This is a genomic window from Nitratireductor sp. PBL-C9 (assembly GCF_050877045.1).
GTDB lineage: Bacteria > Pseudomonadota > Alphaproteobacteria > Rhizobiales > Rhizobiaceae > Nitratireductor > Nitratireductor aquimarinus.
This window is the reverse complement of the sequence record NZ_JBPAXW010000010.1, coordinates 168,066-181,584: the sequence shown is the minus strand read 5'-3', so window position 1 is coordinate 181,584 and position 13,519 is coordinate 168,066. Positions and strand designations below refer to the sequence as shown.

The following is a 13,519-nucleotide window of genomic DNA, read 5'->3' as shown; positions in this document are numbered from 1 at the left end:
GGGCCGGTTGCCTTCCTGATGGGCCCGGTTCGCCGGGCCCTTTTTGTCGGGCGGCGAGAAATCATCGCCCACCCCTCCATGGTTAATGCCGCCTTAACCATCGGGCCGCTAGGGTCGGCCTTGAGTCATTACGGCGCGGTTCGCGTCGGAAACCAAGCGCGAGCGGAGAATTGTGCGCATGAGTTCCGGGTCTTCGGCATTCCTGGCCATGAGTGAAAACAGCTACGGTCTGCAGGCATTTTTGCGTCGTCAGGCGGCGCGAATCGGTGGTTTGGCGCTTCTGGCGTTTGTGGCCTTCGCGGTGGCCGCGCTGGCCACGTGGAATGTCGCAGACCCCAGTTTCAGCCACGCCACGGCAAATCCGGTCACCAACGCCATGGGTTATCCCGGCGCGGTGTTCTCCGATCTCGCCATGCAGTTCTACGGCCTGGCCGCGCTGGTCGGTCTGGTTCCGGCCGTCTGCTGGGGCGCGCTGCTCCTGCTTGGCCGTGAAATCGACCGCGGCCTGAAGCGTGCGGGCGCATGGTTCCTGGGCGCGGTTCTGGCTGCCGGCATTGTCGGCGCTTTCGCGCCGCCCGCCACCTGGCCACTGCCCACCGGGCTTGGCGGCGTTCTCGGCGATGCGATCCTGTCCCTTCCGGCCAAGTTCACCGGTGCTTATCCGCGCGGCATTTTCGGCTTTGTCATCGCCGCCGTTCTGGCGCTGCCTTCGGGCTGGCTGCTTGCGTTTGGCGCCGGCATTCTCTCGCGTCCTGATGCCGAGGCCTTCGACGACGAGATGGAAGACGAATCGCCCTTCGACACGCTTGATGAAGATGAAGAAAGCGGCGGTTCGGTCATTCTTGGCTACATGGCCCATTGGTGGCTGTCGTTCTGCGCCTTCTTCCGCCGCAACCTTGTGCGCGGCGAGCGGAGCGAGCGGCGTCGCACGCGTGCCGTCGAGCCGATCGAGGACGATGTTCCCTTCGATGATTTCAATGACGATTTCGGCGACGATTTCGGAGATGAAGCGCGCGTCGAGCCGGACTTCAATGATGCGCCCGTGGCCGCTCCCCGCGTCCATGTGGAGCCAGAATTCGATGAGCCCGCTCCGCGCCGTGTCGTGGAGCAGCCCGCCGCGCCGAGACGCGTTGTCTCTCAGGCGGCTCCTGCTGCCGCGCCGGCTGCGCCGCAGCGCGTGGAAAACCCGGCTCCCCGGCCTGCCGAGGGCGCGCGGGTGCGCCGCGAGGCCCAGCCTTCCTTCCTCGATAGCGGCACGTTCGAGCTGCCGGAGCTGCACCTTCTGGCCGAGCCCAAGACGTCGACCAAGGATCCGTCGCTTTCCCGCGACGCGCTTGAGCAGAATGCCCGTCTTCTCGAAGGCGTTCTGGAAGATTTCGGCGTCAAGGGCGAGATCATTCACGTGCGGCCCGGCCCGGTCGTCACGCTCTACGAGCTGGAGCCGGCCCCCGGCATCAAGTCGTCGCGCGTCATTGGCCTGGCAGACGACATCGCCCGCTCCATGAGCGCCATAGCGGCCCGCGTGGCCGTTGTTCCCGGCCGCAACGCCATCGGCATCGAGCTGCCCAATTCGACGCGCGAAACCGTGTTCCTGCGCGAACTTCTGGCCAGCCGCGATTTCGAATCGAGCAAGGCCAAGCTGGCGCTCACGCTGGGCAAGACCATCAATGGCGAATCGGTCATCGCCGATCTCGCCAAGATGCCCCACCTCCTCGTTGCCGGCACCACCGGTTCGGGTAAGTCGGTGGCCATCAACACCATGATCCTGTCGCTGCTCTACCGCATGACGCCCGAGCAGTGCCGCCTGATCATGATCGATCCGAAAATGCTCGAACTGTCGATCTATGACGGCATTCCGCATCTTCTCACCCCGGTCGTGACCGATCCGAAAAAGGCCGTGGTCGCGCTGAAGTGGACCGTGCGGGAGATGGAAGACCGCTACCGCAAGATGTCCAAGGTCGGTGTGCGCAACATCGACGGCTTCAACCAGCGCGTGGTCGCCGCCAAGAAGAAGGGCGAGACGATCAAGCGCACGGTGCAGACCGGCTTCGACCGCGAGACCGGCGAGGCGATCTACGAGAGCGAGGAGCTGGATCTCGAGCCGATGCCGTTCATCGTCGTCATCATCGACGAGATGGCCGACCTGATGATGGTCGCCGGCAAGGACATCGAGGGGGCAGTTCAGCGTCTGGCGCAGATGGCGCGCGCCGCCGGCATCCACGTGATCATGGCCACGCAGCGTCCGTCGGTCGACGTCATCACCGGCACGATCAAGGCCAACTTCCCGACCCGTATCTCCTTCCAGGTGACGTCGAAGATCGACAGCCGCACCATTCTGGGCGAGCAGGGCGCCGAGCAGCTTCTGGGCATGGGCGACATGCTCTACATGGCCGGTGGCGGCCGTATACAGCGTGTCCACGGTCCCTTCGTGTCCGATGGCGAGGTGGAGAGCATCGTCGCGCATCTCAAGACGCAGGGCATTCCCGATTATCTCGACGCCGTGACCGAGGATGAAGACGAGGAAGATGGCGGTTCCGGCGGCTCAAGCTCCGGTGGCGGCGGCAATCTCGGCAATTCCGAAGACCCTTACGATCAGGCCGTGGCCGTGGTGCTGCGCGATGGCAAGGCGTCCACCAGCTACATCCAGCGTCGTCTGGGCATTGGCTACAACCGCGCCGCCTCGATCATCGAGCGCATGGAGGAAGAGGGCGTCGTCGGCCCGGCAAATCACGCCGGCAAGCGCGAAATCCTCGTGCCCACCGAGCAGGACGAGGTCTGACACCGGCCCGCAAGGCTGGAACCCGGGGCCCGTCAGGTCGTTATCGGGCAGCCAAAATTCGGCCCTACTGGTTGGTTACCGGTGGGGCAAATGTGGAGATCGAACACGATGATTTTTCGGGCAACCGACTTTCTGGCGCGACGCGCAGCCATTGCAGCACTGGCTCTGGCGGCATCTCTTGTCGCGCCGATGGTGGCGCAGGCCGCCCAGAGCGCCGATCAGATTGCGGCGCATTTTTCCAGCGTCCGCACCATGATGGGCGAGTTCGTGCAGTTCGGGCCGCGTGGCGAGCAGACCGGCGGCAAGTTCTACATCGAGCGTCCGGGCAAGATCCGCTTCGACTATGAAGCCCCCTCCGGCTTCCGCGTTACCTCCGACGGCAGCTCGGTGGTGATCATGAACAAGAAGCTCAACACGGCGGATCTCTATCCGCTGTCCAAGACGCCGTTGAAGCTGCTGCTCGACGAGCGCATCGACCTGTCCGGCGACAAGGTTCAGACCGTTCGCGAGGACGATGACCTGACGACGATCAAGATGTCCGACAAGTCGGTCTTCGGAAACTCGACCATCACCATGATGTTCGATTCCGCCTCCTACGATTTGCGCCAGTGGACCATCACCGACGCACAGGGCAAGGACACGACGGTCATGATCTTCAACGTCCAGCAGGGCGTGACCTTCGATCCGAGCGTGTTCGAGATCGACTATCGCCGCGTCGACAAGATGAGCCGCAACAAGCGCTGACCGGGCGTTTCTGCGCGTTTTATGAGGGGTCGGGCTGTGGACAGCCCGGCCTTTTCCTTTTCGGCAGAATGCCGCGCTTGTCTTCGCGGCGGCTTCCGGGCAATTTTACGCTTCTCGCAAGCGATCAATCCCGGACCCGTTTCATGCCCTTCTCCATCGCCACCTGGAACATCAACTCCGTGCGGCTGCGCATGCCGCTCGTCGAGCAGTTTCTGGAGCGCTACAGTCCGGATGTCCTGTGCCTGCAGGAAACCAAATGCGCTGACGACCAGTTCCCCGCCGCCGCTTTCCGCAAGGCCGGCTATGAACACATCGCGATCCATGGCCAGAAGGGCTATCACGGCGTCGCCACCGTTGCCCGCCGGCCGCTGAAACTGGTCGAGAAGCGCGAATTCTGCGGCATGGGCGACACCCGCCACATCTCCGTTTCCGTCGAGGCCGCGCCCGGCCGTTCCGTGCTCCTGCACAATTTCTACGTTCCCGCCGGCGGCGACGAGCCCGACCCGGACATCAATCCGAAGTTCCGCCACAAGCTCGACTTTCTCGCCGAGATGCACGCCCTGCGGGCGGAAGAGGACGGCAACTCCGGTTCGATCCTTGTCGGCGATCTGAACATCGCACCGCTGGAAACCGATGTCTGGTCGCACAAGCAGCTTCTGAAAGTGGTCAGCCACACCCCGGTCGAGACCGAAGGGCTGGAACGGCTGCGCAGGGAAGGCGGCTGGGTGGACCTGATGCGCGAGAAGATCCCGCCGGAAGAGAAGATCTTCACCTGGTGGAGCTACCGCGCGAAGGACTGGGCGCTTTCCGACCGCGGCCGCAGGCTCGATCACATCTGGTCGTCGCCCAACCTCTCGCCGGCGCTCAGCCGGATCGAGGTGCTGCGCGAGGCGCGTGGCTGGGAGCGTCCGTCGGACCATGTGCCGGTGATTGCCGGCTTCGATTTCGGCTGATTTCTTTTTTCGGAATTTTTCCGGTTTTTTCCTGAAACGGCGTAAAACGAGGCCGTTTCAGAGCAAATTCCGGAAAAATCTCCAAACCGTGCGAATCACCGGATAAGGCGCGATGCCGCCTCTTCCATGCGCGCGATCATCGCCTGCAGATTTTTCGAAATCCGCTGGTGCAGGCGCATGGCCGTTTCGGGAAATTCTTCGAGAATGCGGTGAAAGGTCGAGCGGCTGACGCGGATCAGCCGTGTTTCGCTTTCGGTCATCGCGCTGGTCATGCGCCGGCCTTCCGCGATCAGCGCGAATTCGCCCATGATCTGGCCCGGCCCAAGCGTTTCGATGATCTGCCGCCTGTCGTCATGTTCGGTGAAAAGGACGACTTTTCCCGAGGCGACAATGAAGGCGCAGTCGGCAAAAGCGCCTTCCCCATAGATATCCCGTCCGGCGGAAAGCGTCATGCTTTCGGCGCCGAAGGCCATGAGGCGCAACTGCTCCCGCGTGAACCCTTCGAAAAGACTCACACCGGACAGAATGCGAATGTCATCGTCCAGCGCCATTTACGTCGTCCCCGACCCGTCCCCGACGATCTGTAAACGCCTTACGCGCTGACTCACGGAACGAGCTTATAACCACCGCTTTCTGTCACAAGAATTTCAGCTTTGGAAGGATCACGCTCGATCTTTTGCCGAAGGCGATAAACATGTGTCTCAAGCGTGTGCGTCGTCACGCCCGAATTGTAGCCCCATACCTCTTCCAGGAGCACGTCGCGGGTCACCACTTTCTGCTCGGCGCGGTAGAGATATTTGATGATCGCGGCTTCCTTCTCCGTCAGGCGGATCTTGCCGCCGCGCTCGTCCAGGAGAAGTTTCTGCGATGGCTTGAACGTGTAGGGGCCAACCGCGAAGGTCGCGTCCTCGCTCTGCTCGTGCTGGCGAAGCTGCGCGCGGATGCGGGCCAGAAGCACCGCGAAGCGGAACGGCTTGGTCACATAGTCGTTGGCGCCGGCCTCGAGCCCGAGAATGGTGTCCGAATCGGTATCCTGCGCCGTCAGCATGATGATCGGCGCGCGGTAACCGCCCTTGCGCAGAAGCTTGACGGCCTCGCGGCCATCCATGTCGGGCAGGCCGACATCCATGATGAGCAGATCGACAATTGCGCTGCGCGCAGCCTGTATGCCCTTCGTTGCCGTTTCTTCCTGAAGAATGTCGAACTCTTCATAGAGCGACAATTGCTCAACGAGAGTCGTCCTCAGGTCTTCATCATCATCAACGATTAGGATGGTGCGTGACGTCATAATTCGATCCACTATCCAGGAAAACGTTTGCTGGTTCAAATGGAATTGCAGTGTTGACCATTCCAGCTTTATGCGGAACGTGACAGTGCGAAAAGACCATGGCGAACATTTGTTCCACAGGGCAACATATTCGAAGACGCGGGTTTTTCCCAGAATGCAGTACAAAGCCGGCAAAAAGGTTGATCTGATCGAGGTGCGGCGCAGGCCGGGAAAACCGACCCAGGCGCTGTTGACGGTCGGGCCGCTCGTTTTTCCCTGTGCGCTCGGGCGCGGCGGCACGACCATGCTGAAACGCGAGGGCGACGGCGCAACGCCGCTCACCCGGATGCGCCTGCTCTACGGTTATTTTCGCGGCGACCGCGCCCGCGCCGGCCCGCCCGCATCCCGCCTTGCGATGACGCGAATCGATCCGCGCGATGGCTGGTGCGATGCTTCCGGCGACCGCAATTACAACCGCCCCGTCCGGCTGCCCTATCCGGCAAGCCATGAACGGATGGAGCGCGAGGACCGGCTCTATGATGTGTGCATGGTCTCCGACTGGAACATGCGCCCGGCAATGCGCAATCGCGGCAGCGCGATCTTTTTCCACATCGCCAGGCCCGGTTTTCCGCCGACCGAAGGCTGTATCGCGGTTTCGCCGCAGGCCATGGCCCGCATTCTGCCGCTGATCGGCCCGCGCACCCGAATCAGGGTTCACCGCTAGGGGCAGGACCCTGGGCCCGTTACCTCTCTGCGGGCTCCCGCGCCACGGCATGATATTCGGGGTTGGGATGCATATCGACGGCAGCGGCCATGCGGTTGGTCATGTTGAAGAAGCTGGCGACGGCGGCGATGTCCCAGATATCGCGCTCGGAAAAACCGTTCTCGCGAAGCGCCTGCCGGTCCTTTTCCTCGATCTTGTCAGGGGTTTCGGTCAGCTTCACCGCGAAATCGAGCATCGTCTTCTGTCGCGGATCGAGCCGGGCCGCGCGGTAGTTCATGACCATCAGTTCGCCAAGCACGGGATCACCCGAAAGCTCGCGCACCGCCGCGCCATGGGCAGTCAGGCAGTAGAAGCAGTGGTTCACGCTGGAGACGGCAACGGCGATCATTTCACGTTCGAGCTTGGAAAGCCCCGAATCGCTCAGCATCAGGTCGTTGTACATCTGGGTAAACGCCCTGAGCTTGTTCTCATCGAAGGCATAGGCAAGCAGAACGTTGGGAACGAGGCCCAGCTTTTCGCGGCACTTTGCGAAATAGGCTTCCGTCTCTTCGCTCAAGCCTTCAAGAGGCGGAAAATGCAATGCAGTGACCGGTTGCGTCATTTTGCGAACACCCTTTCGATAGGAATAGAGGTGTATGGAGCCTGCATGGTGGAATGACGGGTCGTCAAACCGCTTTTGTCTGAATACGATGGGCCAGTTTGGTAAACCAACAGGGATTTTTCGGCATGGTAGCCAAAGCAAAGACCTCCAAGACCGCCAAGAAGGGCGGAGCCAAGGGCAAGACTGGAGGCGTGGAGAGCGTGCATCAGATCATTCTGTCGCGCGCACCAGCGGAGGACCTTCGCGCGTATGAGGACGCCGCACTGCTGCTGGCGGCCGAGGACGCAGCGTCGGCGATTTCGGCGCACAAGCCCGGCACCAGCGTGGTTCGCGTGGACAACAGCACCGGCGTGGAGCGTTGCGGCCGGGGCGTCACGACGGTGACGCTCGTGAACGACAACATGCCGTTCCTGTTCGACTCGGTGATGAGCGAACTCAGCGAATTCGGCGTCGAGGCGACGCTGGTGCTGCACCCGGTTCTGGTGGTCCGGCATGGCAAGAACGGTGTGGACGAAATCGTCGGCGACGTGGCGAACACCAAGGTCGGGCCCGACGATGACAAGGTGAGCCTTATCCATGTTCACCTGCCGAAACTGACCGACGAGCAGAGCGAGAGCCTGAAGGCGCAGCTCGACAAGACGCTGGCGCAGGTGCGCGCGGCCGTTGCCGACTGGAAGCCGATGCTGGCCCGGCTCGACCAGCAGATCACCGAGCTGCGCTACGCGCCGGTGCCGCTGGAAAAAGACGCCGTGGCCGAGGCCATTGCCTTCCTGGAATGGCTGCGCGACGACAATTTCACCTTCCTCGGCATGCGCGAATTCCTCTACACCGGCGGTGAGGAAAGCGGCACGCTGGAGCGCGCCGACAAGAAGGGCCTCGGCATCCTGTCCGATCCCGACGTTCTGGTTCTGCGTCGCGGCAATGAGACCGTTTCGACGACGCCGGAAATCCGCGCCTTTCTGCATGGTCCCGATCCGTTCATCGTGACCAAGGCGAACGCCAAGACGGTGGTGCACCGCCGCGCCTATCTCGACTATATCGGCATCAAGACATTCGACGATGAGGGCAAGCTGACCGGCGAGCTGCGCATCGTGGGCCTGTTCACCTCCACCGCCTACACGCGCTCGGTGATGAAGATCCCGTATCTGCGTTCCAAGGCGGAAGCCGTGATCGCCAAATCCGGCTTTGCGCCCACCGATCACTCGGGCAAGGCGCTCACCAATGTGCTGGAATCCTATCCACGCGATGAGCTTTTCCAGATCGGCCTGCCGATCCTGCGCAAGCATGCCGAGGCGATCCTTGCGCTGGGCGAGCGCCCGCGCGTGCGCGCCCTCTACCGCGTCGACCAGTTTGACCGCTTCGTGTCGGTGATCGTTTTCGTGCCGCGCGACCGCTACGATTCGCAGGCGCGCGTGGAAATCGGCAATTACCTGAAGGACGTCTTCAAGGGCCGCGTCTCCGCCTATTATCCGGCCTTCCCGGAAGGCACGCTGGCGCGTGTTCACTTCATCATCGGGCGTTCGGGCGGCAAGACCCCGCGCATCGAGACGGAGACGCTGGAAGCCGAAATCCGCAAGATCGTGCGCACCTGGGACGACGCGCTGCAGGAGGCGGTGGAAGAAACCGGCGCCGACATCAGGCTCGCCAAGGTGGCGGTTGGCTTCCCCGACAGCTACCGCAACGGTTTCTCGGCGGAGACGGCGCTGATCGATGCCGAGCGCATGAGCCGGCTCTCCAGAAAGAACCCGATCGCCATCGATTTCCATCGTCATGAAGATCAGGACGAGGCGCAGGCCGCGCTGAAGATCTATCATTACGATACGCCGGTGCCGCTGACCGAGCGCGTGCCGCTGCTGGAGAACATGGGTTTCCGTGTGATCAGCGAGCGGACCTTCGAGGTCGGCGACGCCGACGACACCGACAGCGCCCAGATTTTCGTGCATGACATGGAGCTGGAGAACGCCTTTGACGGGGCCATCGACCTTTCGGACGAGGGTGCGCTGTTCGAGGAGATGTTCCTTTCGGTCTGGCGCAGCGAGCATGATGACGACCGCCTCAACGCGCTGGCGCAGACCGCGCGCCTGCGGGTGGACGAGATCGCCATTCTGCGCGCCTACAGCCGCTTCCTGGCGCAGGCCAACATTCCGCAGAGCCAGGGCTTCATCGCGGCGACGCTGAACCGCTATCCGCAGATCGCGCGCAGGCTGTTCGAGTTCTTCGTGGTGCGTTTCGACCCGGCGCGGGCCGAAAAGGCCAGCGCGAAGGACGAGGCCGAAGCGCTGCGCAAGGCCATCGAGACTGATCTGGATGCGGTGCCGAACCTGGATGATGATACGATCATCCGCCGCTTCCTGAACCTCATCGAATCCACGCTGCGCACGAACCATTATCGTCCGAAGGAGGACGAGGCGGTGCGGTCGCTGGCGCTGAAATTCGATTCCCGCGCCATCACCGGCCTGCCGCAGCCGCGCCCGTGGCGCGAAATCTTCGTCTACGGTCCGGAAGTGGAGGGCGTGCATCTGCGCTACGGCCCGGTGGCGCGTGGTGGCCTGCGCTGGTCCGACCGTGCGCAGGACTACCGCACCGAGGTGCTGGGACTGGTGAAGGCGCAGCAGGTGAAGAATGCCGTGATCGTGCCGGTGGGCGCGAAAGGCGGCTTCTACCCGCGTCGTCTGCCCGTTGGCGGCAACCGCCAGGAAGTCTTCGAGGCGGGCCGTGCAGCCTATATCAACTTCATCTCCAGCCTGCTGTCGCTGACCGACAATCTGGACGGCGACAGGGTTCTGCCGCCGGAAGGCGTCGTCCGCCATGACGGCAACGACCCGTATTTCGTGGTGGCCGCCGACAAGGGAACGGCAACGTTCTCCGACACGGCAAACGGCATCAGCCAGGCACATGATTTCTGGCTCGACGATGCGTTCGCCTCGGGCGGTTCGGCCGGCTACGACCACAAGAAGATGGGCATCACCGCGCGCGGTGCGTGGGAGGCCGTGAAGCGGCATTTCCGCGAGATGAACCGCGACATCCAGACGGAGCCCTTCACCGCCGTGGGCGTGGGCGACATGTCGGGCGACGTGTTCGGCAACGGCATGCTGCTTTCCACCTGCACGAAGGTGGTGGCGGCATTCGATCACCGCGACATCTTCATCGACCCCGATCCGGATACGGCGGTTTCCTATGCCGAGCGCAAGCGCCTCTTCGACATGGGGCGTTCAAGCTGGCAGGACTACGACAAGGACAAGCTCTCCAAGGGCGGTGTCATCGTCTCTCGGTCGCAGAAGTCGATCACGCTGCCCAAGGCGGCTGCTGAGGCGATCGGGCTCGACAAGGTGACGGCGTCTCCCACCGAGATCATGATGGCGATCCTGCGCGCTCCGGTGGACCTTCTGTGGTTCGGCGGCATCGGCACCTATGTGCGCGGCGCTGGCGAAAGCGATCAGGATGTGGGTGACCGCGCCAATGACGCGATCCGCGTGGCTGCGCGCGAAGTGGGCGCGAAAGTGGTCGGCGAAGGGGCTAATCTGGGCATGACCCAGCTTGCCCGCATCGAGTTTGGCATGAAGGGCGGCCGCTGCAACTCCGACGCCATCGACAATTCGGCCGGCGTGAACTCGTCGGACGTGGAGGTCAACATCAAGATCGCGCTGGCGGCGGCGATGCGTGGCGGCGGGCTCGAACGGCCTGCGCGCGACAAGCTTCTGGCCGAGATGACCGACGAGGTTGCCGGGCTGGTGCTTGCCAACAACTACCAGCAGACGCTGGCCATCTCGCAGGTGGTCAAGCGGGGCATGCCGGAAATGCCGCACCAGGCGCGCATGATGACGCTGCTCGAGCAGCGCGGGCTTCTCGACCGGGCGGTCGAGTTCCTGCCCGGGCCGCAGGAGCTGGCCGACCGCGAAAGCCGCGGCGAGCCGCTGACGCGTGCGGAGATCGGCGTGCTTCTGGCCTATGCCAAGATCGTGCTGTTCGATGAGATCGTTGCGAGCCCGGTGCCGGATGCGCCGCATCTGGAAGAGGATCTGTTCGCCTACTTCCCCGACCGCATGGCGAAGAAGTACGAAACGGAAATCCGTGCGCACCGTCTGAAGCGCGAGATCATCGCCACCGAACTGGCAAACGATGTGATCAACCGTGGCGGGCCGAGCTTCGTGACGCGCCTGCAGGATCTGACGGGGCAGCCGGCTGCCGATATTGTCGCCGCCTTTGCCGTGGTGCGCGAGGGCTTCGAACTGCGTGACGTCTACAGGGCCATCGACGCGCTGGACAACCAGATCGACGGCATGGCGCAGCTCGAGCTCTACCAGCTCGTCTGGCGTCTGATTTACGCGGCGACCTCCTGGCAGCTCAAGAATGTGAGCGGTAAGGAAACCGTCGGGCAGCGCATCGAGCGCCTGCTGGCCGCGCGCAAGGCGCTGGAGCCGAAGCTTCTGCCGATGCTGCCCGCCTTCATGCGCGAGCGTCTGGACAACCGTCAGGCGCAGCTTGTGGCGTCGGGTGCGCCGGAGGAACTGGCCAGGCGTCTCGCCTTCCTCTCGGTTGCGCAGATGGTGCCGGACATCGAACTGGTGGCGGAGAAATCCGGTGCGCCGCTGGAGAAGGCCGCAAGGGCGTTCTTCGGTGTCACCGAGGCCTTCCGCATCGGCCGGATCGAGGATGCTGCGCATGCCATCGTGCCGTCGGACTATTATGACGGGCTGGCGCTGTTCCGCGCCACCGACATGATCAGCGCGGCCCGTCGTGGCATGAGCATTGCAGCACTCACCGATTACGCGAAGGACGATGATCCGGCTGCGAAATGGGTCGAGGCCGGCGGCGAGCATGTCGTGCGCGTGCGCGAACGTCTGCACTCGCTGGTGGAGGGCGGTGACCTGACCGTGTCACGTCTCACCGTCGCGTCCGGTCTGATGAGTGACCTGAGTGTCTGATGCAGCCGGGGCGCCGGACGACGCGGTTATGAACCGGCCAGAGGCGGAGCACAGGACTGTGCCCCGCCGTGGCATCTGGGGCTGGATGCTGTTCGACTGGGCGCAGCAGCCCTTTCATACCCTCATCATCACCTTCGTCTTTGCGCCCTATTTCGCCGCCTCCGTGGCGCCGGATGCGGCGCGCGGACAGGAGCTGTGGGGGTTGGCGACGGGGATCGGCGGTCTCACGATTGCGCTTTCCTCGCCCATTCTTGGCGCGATTGCCGATGCGACGGGGCCGCGCAAGCCGTGGATCTTCGTGTTCTCGCTGATCGGCATTATCGCCTGTGCCTCGCTGTGGTTCGCCACGCCGGGCGGCGGGCATGTCATGCTCATTCTCATGGGCGTCGCGCTGGCCGTGTTCGGCATGGAATTCGCCGCCGTCTTCAACAATGCGATGATGCCGGACCTTGTGCCGCGCTCCGAGCTTGGCCGGCTTTCGGGCTCGGCCTGGGGGCTTGGCTATATTGGCGGGCTTCTGTCGCTGGTGCTGGTGCTTGGCTTCATGGCGGCGCAGCCGGACACGGGCCGCACGCTGCTCGGCTTCGAGCCGATCTTCGGCCTTGATGCGGCGACGCATGAGGGCGACCGCGCGGCGGGGCCGCTGACGGCCCTGTGGTATGCGCTGTTCGTGCTGCCGATGTTCCTGTTCACGCCGGATGCGCCACGCCGCAGGGCGGCGACGGGAGCGATCCGCGAGGGGATGAAGCGGCTGGGCGGCACGCTGAAGCGGCTGCCGGGACAGCGCAGCTATTTCAGCTTCCTCCTGTCATCCATGTTCTATCGCGATGCGCTCAACGCGCTCTATGCCTTTGGCGGCATTTATGCGGCGGGCGTGCTGTCCTGGTCGATCACGCAAATTGGCCTGTTCGGCATTCTCGCCAATGTGACGGGCGCGCTGGGCGCGTGGCTCGGCGGGCGGATGGACCGGCGTTTCGGGCCGAAACTCGTGGTGAGCATCTCCATCGTGGTGCTGACGCTGTGCGCGCTTCTGGTGATCTCCACCACGCGCGACGAGCTCCTGTTCATGCCGATCAGCGGCGGCGGGGCAAGCAGCCTGCCGGACATCGCCTTCTTCGTGGCGGGTGCGTTCATCGGGGCTGCGGGCGGTTCGATACAGGCGGCGTCGCGCACGCTTCTGGTGGACCAGGTGCCGCGCGAGCGGGTGACGGAAGCCTTTGGGCTCTATGCCCTTTCGGGCAAGGCCACGGCCTTTATCGGGCCGTTCGCCATCGCCATCGCGACGGGCTATTTCGCTTCGGAGAGTTTCGGCTTTTCGAATGAGGATGCACAGCGTCTCGGCGTGACGCCGATCCTGGCGCTGTTCCTCATCGGCCTTGTTCTGGTGCCCTTCGTGAAGAGCAGGCATCAGGAGGCGGATGCCTCCTGAGCTGTTCGTTCAGGCGTAGCGTTCCCGCTTTTCCTGGAATTGCGAAAACGCTCTAGCTTATTGCATTTGCGCAATTCCGGACGGAAAACCGGTTCCC

The 13,519-nt window shown here is 63.3% G+C and carries 9 protein-coding genes; 6 read left to right on the top strand and 3 right to left on the bottom strand.

Annotated elements, in window-relative coordinates; genetic code table 11:
• Positions 1–178: 178 nt before the first annotated feature.
• The 3 genes from ACRTG1_RS20505 (at position 179) to ACRTG1_RS20495 (ending at position 4,476) form a co-directional block, all read left to right on the top strand.
• A complete protein-coding gene (locus ACRTG1_RS20505) occupies positions 179–2,779 on the top strand; it encodes a DNA translocase FtsK 4TM domain-containing protein (protein ID WP_432517027.1) in 2,601 nt (866 codons plus the stop codon).
• A gap of 108 nt (positions 2,780–2,887) precedes the next feature.
• On the top strand, positions 2,888–3,523 hold the full coding sequence (locus tag ACRTG1_RS20500; RefSeq protein WP_224924896.1) for an outer membrane lipoprotein carrier protein LolA: 636 nt from the start codon (positions 2,888–2,890) through the stop codon (positions 3,521–3,523).
• Positions 3,524–3,666: 143 nt separating this feature from the next.
• Positions 3,667–4,476 carry an exodeoxyribonuclease III gene (locus ACRTG1_RS20495; protein WP_432517025.1) on the top strand — a complete coding sequence of 270 codons (810 nt, stop codon included), beginning with the start codon at positions 3,667–3,669 and terminating at the stop codon, positions 4,474–4,476.
• 95 nt (positions 4,477–4,571) lie between these two features.
• On the opposite strand, the gene ACRTG1_RS20490 is transcribed toward ACRTG1_RS20495, so the two are convergent.
• Both ACRTG1_RS20490 and ACRTG1_RS20485 read right to left on the bottom strand, forming a co-directional pair.
• Positions 4,572–5,027: a Crp/Fnr family transcriptional regulator gene (locus ACRTG1_RS20490; RefSeq protein ID WP_206548006.1), complete on the bottom strand. Its 456-nt coding sequence runs from the start codon at positions 5,025–5,027 to the stop codon at positions 4,572–4,574.
• Between the two features lie 53 nt (positions 5,028–5,080).
• Positions 5,081–5,764, bottom strand: coding sequence for a response regulator transcription factor (locus ACRTG1_RS20485; protein ID WP_113153456.1), 684 nt, complete (start codon positions 5,762–5,764; stop codon positions 5,081–5,083).
• 154 nt (positions 5,765–5,918) lie between these two features.
• Between ACRTG1_RS20485 and ACRTG1_RS20480 the strand changes: the two genes are divergently transcribed.
• A complete protein-coding gene (locus ACRTG1_RS20480) occupies positions 5,919–6,467 on the top strand; it encodes a L,D-transpeptidase family protein (protein WP_283800558.1) in 549 nt (182 codons plus the stop codon).
• A 19-nt stretch (positions 6,468–6,486) separates the two neighbouring features.
• Here ACRTG1_RS20480 and ACRTG1_RS20475 read toward each other — a convergent pair whose 3' ends face one another.
• Positions 6,487–7,068, bottom strand: coding sequence for a peroxidase-related enzyme (locus tag ACRTG1_RS20475; RefSeq protein ID WP_206545689.1), 582 nt, complete (start codon positions 7,066–7,068; stop codon positions 6,487–6,489).
• A gap of 125 nt (positions 7,069–7,193) precedes the next feature.
• Between ACRTG1_RS20475 and ACRTG1_RS20470 the strand changes: the two genes are divergently transcribed.
• Both ACRTG1_RS20470 and ACRTG1_RS20465 read left to right on the top strand, forming a co-directional pair.
• Positions 7,194–11,993, top strand: coding sequence for an NAD-glutamate dehydrogenase (locus ACRTG1_RS20470; protein ID WP_432517022.1), 4,800 nt, complete (start codon positions 7,194–7,196; stop codon positions 11,991–11,993).
• 28 nt (positions 11,994–12,021) lie between these two features.
• Positions 12,022–13,422, top strand: a complete 1,401-nt coding sequence (locus tag ACRTG1_RS20465) for an MFS transporter (RefSeq protein ID WP_206545691.1) — start codon at positions 12,022–12,024, stop codon at positions 13,420–13,422.
• The last annotated feature ends 97 nt before the right edge of the window (positions 13,423–13,519 follow it).